Consider the following 18,432-nt stretch of genomic DNA (forward strand, 5'->3'; position numbering starts at 1 on the left):
CTTTGACATGGGAATCCGGAACAATTGATGGTTGATCCCCGAGCCCATGGCGGGAACAGATGTCTCGCCGCGACACCACCTGGAGAGTCACGAGACCTGTCCTTTCCCTGATTTTTGCTGGTGTTCTGGCCACCGCGTTGCTGGCCGGATGCAGCGTTCAGAACCAGGCGCCCGCCTCCACGGACACCAACTCGCCGGTTGAATCCGCCGCCGCGGAAAAAGACGCTCCGGCTCGCGTTGTGTCGGTCGATACCGGGACGGTGATCGCCCAGCAGGAGTACAAGACTCCAGGCTCCAAGGACGACAAGGTGGCCTACGGCGTCCAGTCCCTGGTGGTCGAGGGAAAGACGATGGTCCTGAAGTTGGTGTTCACTCCGGACTTCGCCTCGGTCAGCGACTCCGAGGCCATTTCTGTCTACGACATGACCGGAAACGTGACGTTCAATCCGCGGCTGGTCTACCGGGAAAACCTCAAGGAATATTCGCTGCTGACCGAGTCCGTTTACACCTGGGCGACGGACCGGGTGCGCACCGAGACGACCAACCATGAACCGGTCATTTGGTGGGGCGTCTATGCAGCGCCGAAAGACGACAACGACGCTTTTGACTTGCGCGTGCTCGACGCGATGGCCGAATTCCCCGACATTCCGGTGCAACGATGAGCCGCACTTGCACGCGGGCCGTGCTCGCCGTACTCCTTGCGGCATCCCTCGGTCTGCAGGCCCTCCCGGTCCAGGCGTCCTACGACAGCCCCCGGGAACTGCCCGAGCCGACCAGGGAACAACTGGACAGGTCGGTGGGTTCCTGGGATACCCGGGGCAGCATCCGTGTTTGGGACGCCGGCCGTTCGGTCAAGGCGGTCGAACAGGTGGCCACCAAGGCTGGGGAAACCACGATCAGCCTGGCCACCGACATCTTGTTCACGCCCGACAGTTCCAAGCTCCCCGCCGCCGCCGGAGCCCGGCTGGGTGCGCTCGCGAACAAGATCCCAAAGGGTGCAACGGTGGAAGTGAACGGCCACACCGATTCGGTCAAGAGCACGGTGGGCAACATGAGGCTTTCCACCGACCGGGCCAATGCGGTTGCAGCCGTCCTGAAGGCGGAGCGCAAGGACCTGACGCTGGAGGTCAAGGGACTGGCCGCCACCGTGCCGGCGGTGCGCGAGGACCCGAAGGATCCCTCGACCTTTGCGGCAAACCGGCGAGTGGAAATCATCTACACCCACTGACCCGATAGCCCCGCGAACAAGCTGTTGCCAAGAAGCGATGCCGGTGCAACCGTGGAGGTATCCGAACCTTTCCGGGAGGCACTCCATGGGCAACAACCACCACGAGGACGAACGCTACAGGAAGTTCTACGACCGCCCGCCGCATGGCGAAGTGCCCAGGGATCCACGGATCCGGGAGGCCAAGGAAGGCGGATCGGAGCCCGTCGAGGACGGCGCGGACGAGAGCGCGAAGCCGGACCCGTCCCGCGCCTAGGACGTGCTCCAAAGCGCGGCCTGTCCATCGCAGCCGGGTTGGGCTTGGCCCAAGCCAAGCCAAGCCAAGCTGTTGCACGGTGCCAGCGGCCCGTCGCTGCTGTCCATGGCCTTCATCCTCGCGGCCACGCTCCTCGATTGGGCAGGCGGGTCCGCCCGCTTAACGCAATCGTCCCGCGGCTCCCACCGGTGGTGGGGGCACGGGACGATTGGCGCTGGTGGAGCGTTCCTATTTGGCGCTGTCCACCGTTGCGCGGTGGCGACGCCAGAGCAGGAACCCGCCGGCCGCAGCCAGCAGTGCGCCGGCACCGGCGATCACGCCGACGGTGGCACCGGTGTTGGCCAGGTCGCCGTTCGGCTGGGGTGCAGCAGCTTCCGGCTCGTTGTCGCCGTCATTGGCCTGCGGTCCGACAGTTGCCTTGGATGGCTCCTGATCCTCCGGTGCGGGAGTTTCGCTCGGTGCAGGGGTTTCGCCCGGAGCGGTCGCGGCCGCAACCTCGACCTCGACGGCGATGTCCTCGTGGCCCACGGTCGAGACCAGCAGCGTGTGGGCTCCGGTCTCGAAGTCGGCCGGAATCGCGATCTCAAAGGCGGTTGCGCCCTCGGCGTTGGCCGCGGGGATCTCGAGTGCTTCGATCGGGTCCGAGTGCAGGACCGCGGAGATCCGCATGCCCTCCGCAAGCCCGGTGACCTTGGCCTTGAGGGTTTCGCCCTGCGTGACGGTGGCTGCTCCGAGGTCGACCGTGGCCCAGTCGGTGCCCGCCACCACGGCGCGGCCCAGCGGGGCGGGGTCGATCAGCGGGTGTGCCTTGAAGTACTCCACGGCGGCGACCAGGTCGATCTGGCCGCTGTCGGCGGCGTTGGTGCCCTTGCCGAAGGTGGTGAAATTGTCCCCTCCCTCGGCCAGGAAGGAGTTGGCCGCCACGCGGAAGACCTGGTCCGCGGTGACTTCCTCGCTCTTGAACGTCATGGACTTGATGTGCTCTCCCCGTGCGGCATCCGGGTCATAGATGTAGGCCAGGTCCGCGGAGATGCCAAGGTGCAGCCTCGGGCGCGAGGAGCCCTCGGGCTGCCACTGCTCCTCGAGGATGTCCTTGAGCTGGGCACCGGTGAGGTCCTGGGTGATCAGCGTATTGCCGAAGGGCTGGACGCTGGCCGCGTCCTTGTAGCTGACGGTGCCTTCCTTGCCGAAGAGCAGGTCGGCGCGCAGGCCGCCGGGGTTCATGATGCCGATGTCGGCCTTCTCGCCGCCGAAGGACTCGTTGGAGGTCGACCACAGGTGCATGTCGGCCACCAGGTTCCCGAGGCTTGATTCGACGCCGCGGTCCGAGCCCTCGGTGCCGCCGCGGGTGATGTCGGCGCTGATTTCGCCCACCCGGACGGCTCCGGCAACCTCCGCCTCGGCGGTGGCCTTCTCGACGATCTCGCCCACCGAGGCCAGGGCCGAGTGGTTCGCGGTGGTTTCCCCAGCCTCGTCGGTCGTGGTCAGCGCAAGCAGCTCGGCGTCAAGGGAAACAACGTCCTTGGTTTCCGGATCGACCTCGAGGGCCAGGGCCCCAAGGGTCGTGCCGTACTGGTGGGACTGGACGACGGGGCGTTCAAGTCCCGCTGCCCAGCCCTCAACGGGGAACGAGCAGTCGTAGGACTGGTGGGTGTGGCCCGAGAAAATCGCATCGATCTTCGGTGAGGCCTTGCGCACGAGCTCGCCGTAGGTGGTCTTTTCGGTGGCGATGGCCTCGCAGGTGTCCACCGCCGACCCGTCGTGGGTCAGCAGCACGATCGCGTCGGCTTCCCCGTTGGCGTCCTGGCCGTCGGACAGCTGGTCTGCCACGCGGTTGGCAGCCTCGAGCTGGTCGCCGAACTCGATGTCCTTGATGCCGTTGGGGGAGACCATGGCCGCGGTGGACTCGGTGACCGTGCCGATGAAGCCGACCTTGACGCCGTCGACCTCGCGGATCGCGTATTCGCCCAGCGCCGGGGTCTTGGTGCCCTTTTGGTACACGTTGGCGCCCAGCGCGAGATCGGCACCGTTTTCGCCGGTGGCGGTTGCATAGCGCGGGATGACGCGTTCGGTGAGGTCCTTGAAGCCGGCGTCGAATTCGTGGTTGCCCACGACCGAGACGTCCAGGCCAGCCGCGCCGAGCGCGTCGATGGCCGGGTTGTCCTGCTGGGAGAAGGAGGTGAAGGTCGAGGCACCGATGTTGTCGCCCGCGGAGACGAAGAGCGTGTTGGGGTTCGCTTCGTTCATTTCCTTGACGGCTCCGCCCAGGACCGCGGCCCCGGATTCGGAGCCGTTCGCCTCGATGCGGCCGTGGAAGTCGTTGATGCCCAGCACCTGGATGCTGGTTGTCGCCGGCTTCTCGGGTGCCGGCGCGGGAACCGCGTCGCCGGAAATGGCGAAGAGCGTGGTGGTCCCCGAGACCTCGTTGCCGACGGCGAGCATCGGGGCGCCGGTGGGCGAGCCCTCGGCGGGGATGAAGGCCAGGCCCTCGGGACCCAGGTCCCCGGCTGCGGCGAGGTTGCCGCCGTCCTCGACGGATTCGGCGAAGTCGCGGTTGTTGACGTAGGTGACGAACGTGGAATCCTTGGGGTTGGTGATGTCGTAGACCATGACACCGCCGACGCGCTCGAGGCCGATAAAGGCATAGGTGGATTCGCCGATGATGCCGATGGCCAGGTTCTCCGGCTCGGGGCCCTTGTCCTCGCTGCGGCCCTCGAGGTTCGACTCGGAGTGGTTGGAGTTGAAGAATGCCGGGTTGGCTTCGGCGGTGATCTGCTCGAAGTCGTCTCCCGAGTCGAAGACCTGCTTGCCGTCGGTGCTCCAGATGGAGAAAGAACGGGAGCCGAAGGCGACAAGTTCCTCGTAGCAGCTGCCGTCGGTGTTCAGCCCGGAGGCGGTGGTGACGTTCAGCCGGCCCAGGTCGGTGTCCGCCAGGAGGCCCGCGGCGGGACTGTCCTCGCAGACCGGGACGAGTCCGTCCTGGCCCAGGTCCTTGACACGTGTGCCTTCCGCGTAGTCGCCCCATTCGCGGGCATCGCCCTCGTTGGCGGTGACCAGGTAGGTGGTGGTGCCGGAGGTGTAGGCGTTGATGCCGTCGGGCATGTAGGTGCCCTTGAGACCGTCGAAGGTCCGAATGTCGATCTTGCCGTCCTTGTCGGAGGCATCCAGGCCGTTGCCGGGCAGAGAGTGGTCCTTGAACCCGAGGGCACGGATGGCCGTGACGGTGGCGCTGGGCAGGTCGATCTCCGCGATCGCGTTGGCTTCCTGCAATGCCGCGTAGGCGGTATTGCCATCGATGGCGATGTACTCGGGTTCCAGGTTTCGCGAGACCGGCTTGTCGTCCCCGTGCGGGGCCGGCCCGAAGACGCGCACCTCGGCCGGCAGCTTCTTGGAGCCGCCGGCCTCGAATTCGTGGAAGGTGGCGGTCCTGGCCGCGGACTGTGCCGGGGACGTGAGCTTGGCCGGCAGGGTGACGACGCTGATCGAACCCTCGGGGTCCGAGGAGAAATCGCCGGCCGGTTCGCCCTCGTTGGCGACCACGGCGTAGCTGCCGTCCGCGGAAATCGAGACCATGTCGGGCAGGGCGCCGACCTCGACGCTGCCGAGCACCTTGGCTTGGTCCGCGGTGGCATCGAAGAAGAGCAGCGAGCCCTTGGCGGTCTTGGTGGAAGACTCCAGGGCGATCGCGCCCAGGCCGTCGGCGCGCACCGCCACGGAGTTGGCGATTCCTGAACCAAAGATCGAGTAGAGCTTGGTGGGCTTGGCCGGGTTGGCAATATCCAGGACGTCGACGGCGCCGGCCTGCGCGTTGACCACAAAGAGACGCTTGCTGGCGGCGTGGTAGGTGACGATTTCGGCTGCCGACTCATCGAAGGTGCCGGTCTCGTAGGAGCCGATGGCGGACAGTTCGAGTCCGGCACCCTTCGCCGAGTGGGTGATTGGATCGGGCACGATTCCCGCGGCTGCGCTCGAGGCGTAGAACGTGGAACCGGCGAGTGCAAGCGCGGCGATGGCTGCCGACGCTCGGGTCAAGCGACGCAATGGACGCCTTGGTTTAGACATGGTTTTCCCAACAAATAGCGAGTGTGCAGGAGTGAGTACACCAATGTCTATCGATTGAAGGTTTCTGTTTGGTGAACGGAGGCCAACGCGGAGAAGTCGGGGCCGAATCGTGGTGATTTCGGAAAACGCGGGCCACACCCGGGCGCAGGGGCTTTGGGCTACCCGTGCATTGCCCGGTAGGCGTCCGCGGCGGCCGGGTGCAGCGGGATGTCCGCGGTGTTGATCAGCGAATCGGCGCTGAGGAACTGCACCCCGACGCTGGAGCGCGGGATCAGCTCGTCGGCGTGCCCCACCAGCAGCTTGACCGTGGCCTTGGCGGTGTCGGCATCGAGGTCCGCGCGGCACAGCAACAGGTTCGCGACCCCGACGGTCCACACCGCCTCCATGCCCGCGTAGCTTCCGGCCGGGACCAGCACCTTGTCGTAGAAGGCCCCGTACCTCTCGCGCAGCCCCGGCAGCAGCGCCGAGAGATCCAGCAGCGCGAACCCGGTTTCGGCGTGCGCCTTTGCGATGGCCGCGGTCGGCACCCCGCCGGACCAGAACAAGGCGTCGACCTTTCCCGCGGACAGCGCGGCGATCCCGTCGTTGAGTCCCAGGCTGCGCACCGTGGTGGCATCGGAGGACCTGGCGCCTGAGGCCGGGGCCGAGACGAGCCCGGCGACCTCGAAGAGCCGCGGGGTGATCAGCGAGGTGCCCGAGCCCGGCCGGCCCACGGCCACGGTGCGCCCCGCCAGGTCGGTCAGGGAGGAGATGCCGCTGTCCTTGCGCACCACCGCGTGGACGTAGTTCTCATACACCTTGCCCAACGCCGCGATGCGCCCGGGGTTCTGGCTTTGCGGCCCGCCTTCCAAGGACGCGGCATCGGCAAGGGCCACCGCGAGCGTCGCCTCGCCGCGCAGCAGCGTGCGCACGTTGTCGAGGCTGCCGCCGGTGGACAGCACCGTGGCGGACTCGGAGACACGGTGCCGTTGCAGGGAGTCGGCCAGCAGCGTGGCGAATTCCAGGTAGAAGCCGCCGGGTTCCCCGCCGGCCACCACGATGGGGCCAGCATGCGAACCGGTGGTGCAGGAGGCCAGCGCCGGGGCCAGGACGCCTGCGGCAGCGGTGGCCCACGCGGCGCGCAGCAGCATTCGGCGGGACAGCGTTGCGGGGGAGCCCGGTTCGTTTCTCATCGGCCGTCTTCCCGTCCCGGGCCGGGGACCACGGCATCGAACACGATCCGGGCGCGCAGCCCGTGCGGCTTGTTGCCACCCAGGACCAGGTGCCCGCCGTTGGCCGTCGCGAGCTTGTCCACGATGGTCATGCCCATTCCGGTACCCCGGATCGAGGCGTGCTCCGGGGCGCGCCAGAAGCGGGTGGTGGCCGCGGCCAGCTGCGCCGGTGCCAGGCCCGGCCCGGCGTCGGCGATCTCGAGAATGATCCGCGAGCCCACCTGGAGGACCTCGGCGGTGATCTCGGTGCCCGGGGCGTACTTGATGGCGTTGTTCAGCAGTTCGCCGAGCATCTGGGCCAGCTCGATGCGGTTGCAGTCGATCTCGATGCCCGGATCCTTCCCGGTGGCCAGGGTGATGGTGTTGCCGGCCTTCAAGGCGGCGGGTCGGGCGCGGTCGACCTCCTCGGCCAGGACCACGAAGGCGTTGACCCCGGAGGGGACCAGTGCCTCCAGCTCGCCGGGGGCCGTGCCGGCCGAATCCTCGATCACCCGGTGCTCGGCCACCGCGAGCCGCAGCACCGAGTCCAGGATCTCCTCGACGCGTTCGAGCTCGGCCAGCACCCCGGCCCCGGCTTCCCGTTCGTCCTTGTTCTTGAGCTTGAGCAGCAGCAAGTCCACGCGCAGGCGCAGCGCCCCGACGGGGTTGCGCAGGTGGTGGGAGGTGTCGGCGATGAGCTGGCGCTGGGACTCGATGACCTCCCCGAGCGTGGTGGCCATGGCGGTGAAGGAACGGGAAAGCTCGCGCAGCTCTGGGGGACCGGCCTCCGGGAGCCGGGAGGTCTTTCCGGTGTCCTTGAGCTCGCGAACCGCCGTTCCCAGTCGCTGTACCGGGCGCAGCACCCAGCCGGTGACCCGTCCGGCAAGCAGCAACAGCAGCGTGGCCAGCGCGATGGCGGCGACGCCGGTGGCCAGCCAGCGGGCGCGCAGCTTGGCCCGTGCCGCGTCGAGGTTTACCTCCATCACCGCCTCGCCCAGCACCTGGCTCGCGGACCCGAAGGACCGGGAGATCACCTCGGTGCCGGAGCCAAAGGGCGTGACGGGGTCCAGCTCGGTGTCGGAAAGGTTCAGCGAGGCCCGGGCAAGTGCGTCGCGCACATCGGGCCGCTCGGGGTCCAGCCCGCCGGAGACCAGCGTGCCGGATTGCAGGCGCACCACCAGTCCCTCCTCGTAGAGCCCGGAGTAGGTGTCCATGTCCCGCTGCAGCACCGTGGTGTCGGAATCGGTCGCCGCATCGAAGGCGACCTGGGCGATCCGGTTCAGCGAGGCGGCCCGGTTGATCTGCAGCGCGGAGGTCAGTTCGCGCCCCGCCGAGGAGAGGATCACGTTGGAGACGATCAGCACCAGCAGCAGCGCCAGCACGCTGAGCACGCCCAGGACACGAAGCTTCACTGCGGGTCGGCTTCGATCCGGTACCCGACGCCGCGGACGTTGACGATGAATCCGGGCAGCGCCAGCTTGGAGCGCAGGCCGGTCAGGTGGACATCCAGCGAGCGCGAGGAGGCCAGGAATGCATCTCCCCACAGCGTGTCCAGGATCTGTTCTCGGGTCACCACCGATCCGGCGTTCTTCGCCAGCAGGGCCAGCAGGTCGAACTCGGTGGGGGTCAGCGCCAGTTCCGTGCCCTTGACCTGGACCACGCGCCGGTCGGTATCCAGTGCCAGTTCCCCGAGGCGGATCAGGGAGTCCTTGCGTCCGGAAGCGGGCATCGCGCGCCGGGTGACGGCCTCGATGCGGGCGAGCAGTTCCACGAGCTTGACCGGTTTGATCAGGTAGTCGTCGGCGCCCGAGCGCAGCCCGAGGACCACGGAGCGTTCGTCGTCGCGGGCGGTGAGGATCAGGATGGGGACGTCGGTGACCTGGCGCAGCTTGCGCAGCACCTCGAGCCCGTCCATGTCGGGCAGCCCCAGATCCAGCAGGATCACGTCGAAGTCCCGGTGGCGCAGCAATGCGTCGGTTCCGCGGGCCACCCGTGCGGCGCCGTGCCCGGTGGAGGACACCGCCGCGGTGAGTGCCGCGGCCATGGAGTCGTCATCCTCAACGATGAGTACGTCCATGGACCGGTTCCTTAGCTTTGTGGATGGTGTCGTAAAAAAGTTGTTGTTCACGGCCTTCTTGTGCGTGGCGTGTCCGTCTTGGAGATTACCATTTCCTCGGGGTTCCCGCCGTTCCGTCTTCGGTGCCGCGGGAACTCCCGGCCGCCCCGGGGTCCGCGGGCGAGTCCTAAGGAAGCGTTAGGAATCGGCTCTCGCGTTGGATGCCGCCGGTGGCGCGACTACCTTGGTTGAGGCCCTCGATGCATTGTGGGGGCCGCCAACGCAAGAGGAGGAACACCCATGGGCCAAGCCGCCCTGGACAACATGAAGAAGGCGCCGCGCCGCGGCGCCCGCGTCAAGGACCCGGTTGAGGCGGCCGCGACCCGCAAGGCCGTGAGCAACATCCTCAAGGGCTCGGCCGGAAACCTCGTGGAGTGGTTCGACCTCTACGTCTACACGGTGTTCGCCGCGTACTTCCAGTCGCACTTCTTCAACTCGACCAACGAGCTGCAGGCCGGCCTCGAGGCCATGGCCGTGTTCGCCACCTCGTTCCTGATGCGCCCGGTGGGTGCCTGGTTCTTCGGCCGCTACGCCGACCGCCACGGCCGCAAGGCTGCGCTGACCCTGTCGGTGACCCTGATGAGCGCCGGCTCGTTCGCCATCGCGATCCTGCCGACCCAGGAAGCGATCGGCATGTGGGCCATGATCCTGCTGGTCTTCGTGCGCCTGTTGCAGGGCTTCTCGGTGGGCGGGGAGTACGGCACCAGCGCCACCTACATGTCCGAGGCCGCGACCTCCAGGCGCCGCGGGTTCTTCTCCTCCTTCCAGTACGTGACCCTGATCGGCGGCCAGATGCTGGCCCTGCTGGTGCTGGTCATCCTGCAAAACACGATGAGCCACGAGACGCTCAGCGCGTGGGGCTGGCGCATCCCGTTCGCCATCGGCGGCGTGGCCGCCCTGGTGGTGCTGTGGCTGCGGCGCACCATGGAGGAAACGGTGTCCGCGGAGCAGGTCGCCGCCGCCAACAAGCCCCTCGCCGCGGGCGAGGCCCGCCCGGGCACCATGAAGCTGCTGTTCACCCAGTATTGGAGGCCGCTGCTGGTCTGCATCGGCATCACCCTGGGCGGCACCGTCGCGTTCTACACGTACACCAACTTCATCCTGAAGTTCATGAACGACACCTCGGGCATCGAAAAGACCCAGACCTCGGTCATCAACTTCTGGGCGCTGTTTATCTTCATGCTGCTGCAGCCGGTCTACGGCATCATCTCGGACAAGGTCGGACGCAAGCCGCTGCTGCTCTGGTTCGGCATCACAGGTGTCCTGTTCACCTGGCCGCTGCTCTCGATGCTGTCCAAGACCCAAAACCCGCTCTTCGCCTTCCTGCTGATGATGGGCGGGCTGGTCATTGTCGGTGGCTACACCTCGATCAACGCGCTGGTGAAGGCCGAGCTGTTCCCGGCCTCCATCCGTGCCCTGGGCGTGGGCCTGGGCTATGCGATCGCGAACTCGCTCTTCGGCGGAACCGTCCCGCTGATCGGCGCCGCGCTGCAGAAGGCCGACCGCGTTGACCTGTTCTTCACCTACGTCACCGTGGCCATCGGGATCTCGCTGCTGGTCTACATCTTCGCGCTGAAGAACAAGAAGACCACGCACCTGGACAACGAACAGGGCCATGCCTGGACCGGGAAGAACCCGGACGCCGGGGCTCCGGGTGCCACGGACGCGGACGACGACAAGAAGGAACTCGTCGACGCCTAGTCCGGATCTGCGCAATCCGCACCAAAAGCCACCCGCCTGCGCGCGTCCCAACGTGCAGGCGGGTGGCTTTTTCGTGCCCGGCGAAGAGGTCTTCAACGACCCATATTAAGCTCTTGCTTATATAAGGCAGAGTTGTAGTATGGGGTTGTGCATGCATTTGAAGTCCTGGGCGACCCGACCCGGCGCCGTATCCTCCAGCTTTTGGCCCACGGAGAGCAAAGCTCCGGGGCCATCGCCGGACGCATCCGGGACGAGTTCGGGATCTCCCAACCCGCCGTCTCGCAGCACCTGAAGGTGCTTCGGGAAAGCGGATTCGCCTCGGTCAGGGCGGCGGGCACCCGCAGGCTCTACGCCGTTTCCTCCGAACCGCTGCGCGAGATCGACACCTGGCTCGAGGACTTCAGGCATTTCTGGGACCAGCCGCTGGATGCGCTGGAAACCGAAATTGCCCGCGGAAAACGGGAACGGCGGCTGGCCGCTTCTGCCGCGGACGACCCACAGACCACACCCAAGGAGCAACAATGATCGACATTGCAAGCCAGATCGGCGCCATCGACCGGACGGTCTCCCAGCGGAAGCTGGAAGACGGAAGCGAAGCCGTCTCGGTCCTGGCGCGCCGCACCTACAAGTCCGGTCCCGCGGAGCTGTGGGACGCGTTGACCAATCCCGAGCGGATCCCGCGCTGGTTCCTTCCGATCAGCGGTGAGCTGCATGAAGGCGGAACCTTCCAGTTGGAGGGCAACGCCGGTGGACGCATCCTGGAATGCTCGCCACCGACCCGCCTGAAGGTCACCTTCGGCGGCGAGGACAGCCTCGTCGAGCTGCGCCTTGCCGCCGACGAACCCGGCACCACGACCCTGGAGCTGGAGCACACCGTCCCGCTGGCCATGGCCCAAAGCGGTGCCGGGGCACTATGGGTGGGTCCGGGCTGGGACGGAATGTTCCTGGCCCTGGGGCTGTTCGTCGACGGAATCGTGGCCGAGGACCCGGCCGCGGCCGCGCATTCCCCCGAGGCATTGGCCTTTTCCGAGCGTTCGGTCCGGGTCTGGGCCGAGGCGGTGCGCGAATCGGGCACGGCCACCGGCGAACAGCTCGAGGAAGCTCTGGCCATTTCCCTGGCGCAGTTCGCTCCCGGCAGCGAAGACCCGGCTTCCAGCTAGGTCCGCGGGGCCACGGCCACAAGCAAAGACCACCCGCCTGGCGTTCATCCAAACGTGCCGGCGGGTGGCCTTTGCTTGTCCGGAGGACTCAGGAAGATCCGGGTTCCGGCCCGCGGGGCAGGTCCAACTGCCCGGCGTGAAAGTCGAAGTGTTCGGTGGGGTAGGCGTAGAGCTGCACCAGGGTCATGCCTCGGGTGAAGAACGGGTCCCAGCGGGTCGGGAAGGGCATGGCGCGGGACAGCGCGGCGGGAGACTCGGACTCGAGCTTCCTGCCCAGCACCGCCAGGACCCGATGGAGCCTTGCCGCCATCCGGTGACGGTTGTAGAAGCGGGCTGCGGCCTTCGAGCCCCAGTAGTTGACGGCATCGAAGGGGACGGTTGCGGCATCCAAGGCGGCGGCGAATCCGGCGGATACGGGGGCCGGCAACCGGGAAAGCACCCGGTGGAGCGGCAACAGGGCGCGTGCCACCATATATCCAAAGACCATGTGGAAGAGCAGTTCCTCGTTGTTCCAGCGGGTGCCGTTGCTGCGGCGGCCGAGGTCGGACGGGGACGCCCGGGCCAACCAGTCGCGCAATTGGAGCTCGGCGCGGGCGTACTGGGCGAGGATGCGTTCCCGGTCCGGGTCCATGACTGCCTTGTGGCTAGGCGCGGGCGTTGGGTGCAGGTGCCGGGAGGGCCGCCCGGATGGCCCGGCGCAACTCGTCAATCTCCGGCTGGCCGGCGAGTCCCGAGGCCGTGGGGTAGACCCGGCAGGCCACGGCCGGTGCGGCAGCGGAGGCAAAGAGGTCGGTGCCGTCGAGGCTGAAGCTGGGAGATCCGTGGAAGTCGTATCGTTCGGCCTGGTCCTGGGTGGTGATTTCACGAACTTCGACCGCATTCGTGATGCCTTCGAGGCCTAGTGCCGTGTCGAAGAGTTCCTTGGCGGTGCCGGAATTCGGGCATCCGGGGATTACGAGCAAAACCAGTTCCATGTCTTCAGTATCGCGCGTTTCGCAGACGGCGGCAGCACAACATGGCACGGAACACCGGCACACCCGGGCCCGCACCAAGGCGGACCCGGAGCGCGGTGGTCCGGGAAGCGGTGGAAGGTGGGCGGAACTAGCCGTTGAAGGTGCCCGGGAACGGGCCGGTGCGCCCGTCGCGATCCAGGGCATCGAGCACCGCGATGCTGTCGGTGTCCAGGTCGAAGCCGAACAGATCCAGGTTCGAGGCCATGCGCGAGGCGGTGACGGACTTCGGGATCACCACGTTGCCCTGCTGCAGGTGCCAGCGCAGCACCACCTGGGCGGGGGTGACGCCATGGACCGCTGCGGCTGCCAGCACCGCCGGGTCATCCAGCACGGCGCCCTGGGCCAGCGGGCTCCAGGCCTCGGTCGCGATCCCGTGGGCACGGTTCACCGCGGCGGTCTCGCGGTTCTGCAGGAACGGGTGCAGCTCCACCTGATTGACCGCCGGCACCGTGCCACCGAGCCCGATGATGCGCTCGAGCTGTTCCGGCAGGAAGTTGGAGACTCCAATGGACCGGCTCAGCCCCGCGGCGCGCAGTTCCTCCAGCACCTGCCAGGATTCGAGGTACGCCTCGGTGTCGGTGCCCGGCCAGTGGATCAGGTACAGGTCCACGTGGTCCAGGCCCAGCTTGTCCAGGCTTGCGGCCAGCCCGTCGCGGGTCGTTTCCCGGCCCAGGTCGGCAAGCCAGAGCTTGGTGGTCACGAAGAGCTCCTCGCGCGGGATGCCGGAATCGGCCAGGGCGCGGCCGACCCCGGACTCATTGCCGTAGATGGCGGCGGTGTCGATGCTGCGGTACCCGGTTTCCAGTGCCGTGGACACCGCGGCCGTGGTCTGTGCCTCGGGGACCTGGAAGACTCCGTAGCCCAGCTGCGGCATGCTGGTTCCGTCATTGAGGGTGATGGTCGGGATGGTGGTGGTTGAAATGCTCATGGGGATTCTCCTGGGATTGACTGGGTCGGGTGGTTGGGGTGGGGGTGTGGCACTAGCCGACGGTGACGGGCACCGATTCGGGCGCGCGGGCCCCGGAGTATTCGCCGCCGCGCACGCGGGTCGCAAGGATCATGACGGCGAGTCCCGCCACGGTGATCCCCGCGCCGGCCCACAGCGGTGAGGTGTACCCCAGTCCCGCGGCGATGGTCAGGCCGCCGACCCAGGCGCCCAGCGCGTTGCCCACGTTGAACGCGGCGATGTTGGCGCCCGAGGCGAGCGTGGGTGCATGCGCCGCATGGTTCATGATGCGCATCTGCAGGCCCGGGACGGTGGCGAAGCCGATGCCGCCCATGAGAACCAGCGCGATGACCGTGGCAATCTGGTTGCCGGCAAGAAGTGCGAAGGCCACCAGGACGACGGTGAGGATGGAGAGCACCGTGATCAGCGTGGCGGCCAGATTGCGGTCCGCGGCCTTGCCCCCGAGGATGTTGCCCACGAAAAGTCCGACGCCGAAGAGCACCAGCAGCCACGGGACCGAACCGGCGGCAAAGCCGCTGACGCCGGTGAGCGTGAAGGCAATGTAGGTGAAGGCGCCGAACATGCCACCGTAGCCCAGGATGGTCACAGCCATCGAAAGCCAGACCTGCGGGCTGCGGAAGATGTTGAATTCGGCGAAGACGCCGGTGCTCGCGGAACGGGCCAGGTTGCCCGGGACCAGGACCATGATGCCGATGAAGGCAATGATGCCGATGGCGGTGATGGCCCAGAAAGTGGAGCGCCAGCCGGTGGCCTGGCCCAGCAGCGTCCCGAAGGGGACGCCCAGGACGTTGGCGATGGTCAGGCCCGCAAACATGAAGGCGATGGCCCCGGCACGCTTGTTGGGCGCCACCAGGTCGGCGGCAACCACCGAACCGATGCCGAAGAAGGCGCCGTGGCACAGCGCGGCAATGATCCGGCCGACCATGACCAGCTCGTAGCTCGGGCCGGTGGCGCTGAGCAGGTTTCCGATGATGAACAGGAGCATCAGGAACAGCAGCGACTTCTTGCGGTCCAGCCTGCTGAGCACTGCGGTGAGGATGATGGCACCGATAGCCACGGCGAGGGCATAGCCGGAGATGAGGTAGCCGGCGACGGTTTCGGTGACCCCGAAATCCGCGGCAACCTCGGGCAACAGGCCCATGATGACGAACTCGGTCAAGCCGATTCCAAAACCGCCCAGGGCAAGGGCGTAGAGAGCTATGGGCATGGAGAACCTTCGGTGTATGAGGGCTGGGATGAGATGCGGAGGGTTTCCCCACATCGATCGTTGCGTCTGCAACTAACTGCTGACACAATGATTGCATACGCGCTATATCGGCGCAAGGTGCTACTCTTGGGGAGTCGGAAAACACGAGGAGCATCACCCATGGGGATCAAGGACGACGCAGTGCAGGTCCGCGCGCAGGGCTGGCGCACGCTCGCCGCGCTGCACAACCTGATCGAGGGAGAGCTTGAGCGCGCCCTGCAGGCCAAGCACGGGCTCTCCGTCGTTGAATTCACGGTGCTCGATGCCCTGAGCCGGCAGGACGGCTGGCACATGCGCATGGCCCAGCTCGCCCGTGCCGCCGCACTCTCTTCGTCGGCCACCACCCGATTGGTGACCCGTCTCGAGGACCGTGCCCTGCTGACCCGCATCCTGTGCCTGGATGACAGGCGCGGGATCTACACCGAACTCACCGAGGCGGGGGAGCAACTGCTCGTCGAGGCCCACCCGACACATGATGCGGTGCTCCGGGAAGCGCTCGAAAACGCCGCCCGGGTCCCCGAGCTCCAGGGCCTGGTCACCGCGGTCGCTGCCAGCGGCAACGGCTAGCCAGCCTCCAGACCCACCGCGCATCCCGCCGCATCACCGGCGAGCGCGGGCAATATCCATGACCTTCCGTGTGCCCGCATGTCCGCTTGATGACGCCCGGTGACTTCCCGTGGCATGCGCCGCGGCGTTCCAGCGGCGGGGGTGACGCCTCATGACAACGCGCTTCGGCCGTTGAAGCGCCGGGTGCGCAACCCCCTTCCCGGTTCCTAGAGTCGAGTCATTGATTCGACGCGAACCCTCGAAGGAGACCACCCGCATGAGCACCACCGCCATTGACACCGACACTCTTCCCCGCACCCCATGGAACGGGCATGCCGACGAGCGCGAACTTGAACATTGGGCATCCGTAGCCCGCACGGTTGCCCAGGCCCTCGCCGTTGACGCGTTGGCCCGCGACGCCGCGAACCAGGACCCGTTCAGTGAGGTTGGCCTGCTGCGGGATTCGGGGCTGCTGAACCTGCTGGTCCCGGCCGAATCCGGAGGGGCCGGCGGACACTGGGAGTCGGCCTTCGCCGCGGTGCGCATCATTGCGGCGGCCGACGGTTCGATCGCGCAGTTGCTGGCCTACCACTACGCCAACCAGTCCAGCATCGCGTTCTATGCCGATCCTGCGACCCAGGGAACCTGGTTCGCCCGCAGCGCCGCCGCAGGCTGGCTCTGGGGTGATTCGGTGAACCCCGTCGATCCCGACCTCTCCCTCGCCGCCGTGGACGAGGGCTACCGGCTCAATGGACTCAAGCGCTTCTCCACCGGTTCCTCCGTCGGGGACGTGATCGTCGTCAATGCCGCGGTAAGCGGCGGGACAAATGACGGCAAGGTCCTTGCATTCGTGCTCGAACGCACCCGCGAGGGACTGGAGCTGCTCGGGGACTGGGACCATCTGGGCCAGCGGCTTTCGGCCTCCGGCTCGGTGAAGTACCACGACGTGCTGGTGACGCCCGAGGACGTGCTGGGCGAAATCACGCCCGATCCGATTGTCACGCTGCTGACCCCGGGGCTGCAGCTGGCCTTCGGGAACTTCTACCTCGGCATCGCCGAGGGCGCTTTGGCGGCCGGGCGCAAGATCCTGCTGGAGCGCAAGAACTCCTGGTTCCTTTCCGCGGCCGGCAGCTACGCCCAGGACCCGATCTTCCAGCGCACCATCGGGGAGCTGAAGGCGCGCACCGCCGCCGTCGGCGCCCTGGCCGAGAAGCTCAACCGCCGCTTCGACACCGAGGTGGGCCGCGCCGGCGCACTCGATGCGGCGCAACGAGGTGATGTTGCGGTGGCCATCGCCGAGCTCAAGGTCGTCGCCACCGAGGTGGCGCTGGAGGTGGCCAACCGCATTGACGAGGTGACCGGAGCCAGCTCCACCGGGAACGACGTGGGACTGGACCTGTTCTGGCGCAATGTGCGCACGCACTCGCTGCACGACCCGGTGGACTACAAGAAGATCGAGGTCGGACAGTACTTCCTGCACGGAACCAACGCGCCGCTCTCCCTGTATACCTAAACCGCGCACCCGAACCCCGAAAGGGAGCACCCATGCAGGGGGACCACCACCCCTGGGTGTTCAGGGCGGCGCTGGCCGGCGAGCACGCCGTGCGCGGGCCTCAGTCCTCGGCACCCAGGTACGCCAGGTCCTCGTCTTCCGGGTCCTCGTAGCTGATCTCGACGCCGGAGGGTTCGGCCAGGGCAAAGGCGACCAGCTTCTTCATCGCCGCGGGAATCCGGAAGTGCGTGTCGCGTTCCAACAGGCCTTCGGCGACCATGAGCTCCAGGAACAACTGTGCGAGGACCACCTCGTCGGTGTCCACCTCGTCCAGCGTCGCCATGGCCACCACCAGGTGCTCCACCGGGACCCCCTCGTCGAACCCGGCTTCCAGGAGGATGGAGGACAGCAGGTCAGCGAAGAGATCGTCTTCCGACTCCTGGTCGTCGTCGAACCCGGCGGCCGCCGTGGCGATGAATTGCAGGTACAGGCTCAACGCCACGTCCCGTACCAGGTGCATCAGCATCTCCTCGTGCGCGGCCCCGGCCAGGGCATCCAGGGGACGGTTCATGGTCGCGCGCCGCGAACCCACCTCGAGGATGCCGATGCGCACCAGCGCTTCCCAGAACAAATCGAGCAGCGGAACCTGCTGGGCGCTGGTCGCCTGGAACGGCGCGTCCTCGGCATCGGGGCCACGGACCGGGATGGTGTTGGCTCCCTGCGCCGAAACTCCCAGTGCCGCGGCCGCAGCCTGGATGTCCTTGCGGGTGAGCCGGCCTGTGGAGGTGACGTCGCGCTTGTCCCCGAACCATGCGAAGAATGCCTGCAGGTGCGCGGCCAGCGGCAATGCGAGCAGTGCATCCCGGGTCTGGGTGCGTGACAGGGCCGGGACCTCGAAGACCCTTTCGTCGAAATCTGCGTCGGCCTGCTCGTCTGCGGCTTCCATCAACTCTTCCTGCACCTCATCGAACAACTGGTCGCTGCCGCTCCACAAATCCGAGTCGTCCAGATACAGCAGGTACCCCATCACCACCTGCAGGACGAAACCGAAGTCCTCCTCCGGGTGGTCGAAGAAGTACTTGCCCAGGGCCACCCGCGTGGCGAAAGGATGAAGCTCCGTGGCCACCTGGGTCTTGGCGGCAACGAGGTAGTTTTCCAGGAATCCCTGCAGCACCGGGAGCGGTTCGCCCAGTTCCGGCAGCGAGGTGTTGGCGCGCACCCATTTCATGAATCCCGCAGCCACCTCGTCCCCACTGCTGCGGACCCGGAACTCGTCGATGCTGACGATGTTCCCGGCCGCCCCGGTCCGCCCGGGGTGCCCCTGCTTGGCCTTGCGGGACGTGGGTTTCTTCTTCTTGGACACGGGCTCTCGCATTCTTGCTGGTGGGAGGTGGCAGGCAACTTCCCACCACAGTACAACGGATCGACTCACGGGTTGGGGGGAATCCTTGGACGCGG

The 18,432-nt window shown here is 67.0% G+C and carries 17 protein-coding genes; 8 read left to right on the forward strand and 9 right to left on the reverse strand.

Annotation, left to right across the window (positions count from 1 at the left end; translation table 11 throughout):
• The first annotated feature begins 59 nt into the window (after positions 1-59).
• The 3 genes from J2T21_RS05405 (at position 60) to J2T21_RS05415 (ending at position 1,481) form a co-directional block, all read left to right on the forward strand.
• A complete protein-coding gene (locus J2T21_RS05405; RefSeq protein WP_307579253.1) occupies positions 60-662 on the forward strand; it encodes a hypothetical protein in 603 nt (200 codons plus the stop codon).
• Positions 659-1,228, forward strand: a complete 570-nt coding sequence (locus J2T21_RS05410) for an OmpA family protein (RefSeq protein ID WP_307579255.1) — start codon at positions 659-661, stop codon at positions 1,226-1,228. Before J2T21_RS05405 ends, J2T21_RS05410 begins: the two co-directional genes overlap by 4 nt.
• Positions 1,229-1,313: 85 nt before the next feature.
• Positions 1,314-1,481, forward strand: coding sequence for a hypothetical protein (locus J2T21_RS05415; protein ID WP_307579257.1), 168 nt, complete (start codon positions 1,314-1,316; stop codon positions 1,479-1,481).
• A 228-nt stretch (positions 1,482-1,709) separates the two neighbouring features.
• Here the strand turns inward: J2T21_RS05415 and J2T21_RS05420 are convergent, their stop codons facing one another.
• The 4 genes from J2T21_RS05420 to J2T21_RS05435 form a co-directional block, all read right to left on the reverse strand.
• On the reverse strand, positions 1,710-5,543 hold the full coding sequence (locus J2T21_RS05420; protein ID WP_307579259.1) for a choice-of-anchor I family protein: 3,834 nt from the start codon (positions 5,541-5,543) through the stop codon (positions 1,710-1,712).
• A 158-nt stretch (positions 5,544-5,701) separates the two neighbouring features.
• Positions 5,702-6,715 (reverse strand): TAXI family TRAP transporter solute-binding subunit, encoded by a 1,014-nt coding sequence (locus tag J2T21_RS05425; protein WP_307579261.1) that lies wholly within the window; start codon positions 6,713-6,715, stop codon positions 5,702-5,704.
• Complete coding sequence (locus J2T21_RS05430) at positions 6,712-8,145, reverse strand: sensor histidine kinase (RefSeq protein ID WP_307579263.1); 1,434 nt, start codon at positions 8,143-8,145, stop codon at positions 6,712-6,714. The genes J2T21_RS05425 and J2T21_RS05430 overlap by 4 nt, the downstream gene beginning before the upstream one ends.
• On the reverse strand, positions 8,142-8,810 hold the full coding sequence (locus J2T21_RS05435; RefSeq protein WP_071214156.1) for a response regulator transcription factor: 669 nt from the start codon (positions 8,808-8,810) through the stop codon (positions 8,142-8,144). The genes J2T21_RS05430 and J2T21_RS05435 overlap by 4 nt, the downstream gene beginning before the upstream one ends.
• A gap of 303 nt (positions 8,811-9,113) precedes the next feature.
• On the opposite strand from J2T21_RS05435, the gene J2T21_RS05440 reads away from it, so the two are divergent.
• The 3 genes from J2T21_RS05440 (at position 9,114) to J2T21_RS05450 (ending at position 11,710) form a co-directional block, all read left to right on the forward strand.
• A complete protein-coding gene (locus J2T21_RS05440) occupies positions 9,114-10,550 on the forward strand; it encodes an MFS transporter (RefSeq protein WP_071214505.1) in 1,437 nt (478 codons plus the stop codon).
• Between the two features lie 147 nt (positions 10,551-10,697).
• A complete protein-coding gene (locus J2T21_RS05445) occupies positions 10,698-11,075 on the forward strand; it encodes an ArsR/SmtB family transcription factor (protein ID WP_307579266.1) in 378 nt (125 codons plus the stop codon).
• Positions 11,072-11,710 (forward strand): SRPBCC domain-containing protein, encoded by a 639-nt coding sequence (locus J2T21_RS05450; RefSeq protein WP_307579268.1) that lies wholly within the window; start codon positions 11,072-11,074, stop codon positions 11,708-11,710. The genes J2T21_RS05445 and J2T21_RS05450 overlap by 4 nt, the downstream gene beginning before the upstream one ends.
• 88 nt (positions 11,711-11,798) lie before the next feature.
• On the opposite strand, the gene J2T21_RS05455 is transcribed toward J2T21_RS05450, so the two are convergent.
• The 4 genes from J2T21_RS05455 to J2T21_RS05470 form a co-directional block, all read right to left on the reverse strand.
• On the reverse strand, positions 11,799-12,341 hold the full coding sequence (locus J2T21_RS05455) for a DinB family protein (protein ID WP_307579270.1): 543 nt from the start codon (positions 12,339-12,341) through the stop codon (positions 11,799-11,801).
• Between the two features lie 13 nt (positions 12,342-12,354).
• Positions 12,355-12,684, reverse strand: a complete 330-nt coding sequence (locus J2T21_RS05460; RefSeq protein ID WP_307579272.1) for a hypothetical protein — start codon at positions 12,682-12,684, stop codon at positions 12,355-12,357.
• A 127-nt stretch (positions 12,685-12,811) separates the two neighbouring features.
• Complete coding sequence (locus J2T21_RS05465; RefSeq protein ID WP_307579274.1) at positions 12,812-13,651, reverse strand: aldo/keto reductase; 840 nt, start codon at positions 13,649-13,651, stop codon at positions 12,812-12,814.
• A gap of 52 nt (positions 13,652-13,703) precedes the next feature.
• Complete coding sequence (locus tag J2T21_RS05470; RefSeq protein WP_307579276.1) at positions 13,704-14,897, reverse strand: MFS transporter; 1,194 nt, start codon at positions 14,895-14,897, stop codon at positions 13,704-13,706.
• Positions 14,898-15,056: 159 nt separating this feature from the next.
• Here J2T21_RS05470 and J2T21_RS05475 point away from each other — a divergent pair, with 159 nt between their 5' ends.
• Positions 15,057-15,503, forward strand: coding sequence for a MarR family winged helix-turn-helix transcriptional regulator (locus tag J2T21_RS05475; protein WP_071214146.1), 447 nt, complete (start codon positions 15,057-15,059; stop codon positions 15,501-15,503).
• 256 nt (positions 15,504-15,759) lie between these two features.
• Positions 15,760-16,995: an acyl-CoA dehydrogenase family protein gene (locus J2T21_RS05480; protein ID WP_307579280.1), complete on the forward strand. Its 1,236-nt coding sequence runs from the start codon at positions 15,760-15,762 to the stop codon at positions 16,993-16,995.
• A 100-nt stretch (positions 16,996-17,095) separates the two neighbouring features.
• Here the strand turns inward: J2T21_RS05480 and J2T21_RS05485 are convergent, their stop codons facing one another.
• On the reverse strand, positions 17,096-18,337 hold the full coding sequence (locus tag J2T21_RS05485; protein WP_307579282.1) for a hypothetical protein: 1,242 nt from the start codon (positions 18,335-18,337) through the stop codon (positions 17,096-17,098).
• Positions 18,338-18,432 lie beyond the last annotated feature (95 nt).

The organism is Paeniglutamicibacter psychrophenolicus (genome assembly GCF_030812255.1).
Classification (GTDB): domain Bacteria; phylum Actinomycetota; class Actinomycetes; order Actinomycetales; family Micrococcaceae; genus Paeniglutamicibacter; species Paeniglutamicibacter psychrophenolicus_A.

What these genes read in the sequence shown, in the direction of transcription:
- J2T21_RS05405 (WP_307579253.1), top strand. Translation starts at nt 60, where the DNA reads ATGTCTCGCCGCGACACCACCTGGAGAGTCACGAGACCTGTCCTTTCC.
- J2T21_RS05410 (WP_307579255.1), top strand. Translation starts at nt 659, where the DNA reads ATGAGCCGCACTTGCACGCGGGCCGTGCTCGCCGTACTCCTTGCGGCA.
- J2T21_RS05415 (WP_307579257.1), top strand. Translation starts at nt 1,314, where the DNA reads ATGGGCAACAACCACCACGAGGACGAACGCTACAGGAAGTTCTACGAC.
- J2T21_RS05420 (WP_307579259.1), bottom strand. Translation starts at nt 5,543, where the DNA reads ATGTCTAAACCAAGGCGTCCATTGCGTCGCTTGACCCGAGCGTCGGCA.
- J2T21_RS05425 (WP_307579261.1), bottom strand. Translation starts at nt 6,715, where the DNA reads ATGAGAAACGAACCGGGCTCCCCCGCAACGCTGTCCCGCCGAATGCTG.
- J2T21_RS05435 (WP_071214156.1), bottom strand. Translation starts at nt 8,810, where the DNA reads ATGGACGTACTCATCGTTGAGGATGACGACTCCATGGCCGCGGCACTC.
- J2T21_RS05440 (WP_071214505.1), top strand. Translation starts at nt 9,114, where the DNA reads ATGAAGAAGGCGCCGCGCCGCGGCGCCCGCGTCAAGGACCCGGTTGAG.
- J2T21_RS05450 (WP_307579268.1), top strand. Translation starts at nt 11,072, where the DNA reads ATGATCGACATTGCAAGCCAGATCGGCGCCATCGACCGGACGGTCTCC.
- J2T21_RS05455 (WP_307579270.1), bottom strand. Translation starts at nt 12,341, where the DNA reads ATGGACCCGGACCGGGAACGCATCCTCGCCCAGTACGCCCGCGCCGAG.
- J2T21_RS05460 (WP_307579272.1), bottom strand. Translation starts at nt 12,684, where the DNA reads ATGGAACTGGTTTTGCTCGTAATCCCCGGATGCCCGAATTCCGGCACC.
- J2T21_RS05465 (WP_307579274.1), bottom strand. Translation starts at nt 13,651, where the DNA reads ATGAGCATTTCAACCACCACCATCCCGACCATCACCCTCAATGACGGA.
- J2T21_RS05470 (WP_307579276.1), bottom strand. Translation starts at nt 14,897, where the DNA reads ATGCCCATAGCTCTCTACGCCCTTGCCCTGGGCGGTTTTGGAATCGGC.
- J2T21_RS05475 (WP_071214146.1), top strand. Translation starts at nt 15,057, where the DNA reads ATGGGGATCAAGGACGACGCAGTGCAGGTCCGCGCGCAGGGCTGGCGC.
- J2T21_RS05480 (WP_307579280.1), top strand. Translation starts at nt 15,760, where the DNA reads ATGAGCACCACCGCCATTGACACCGACACTCTTCCCCGCACCCCATGG.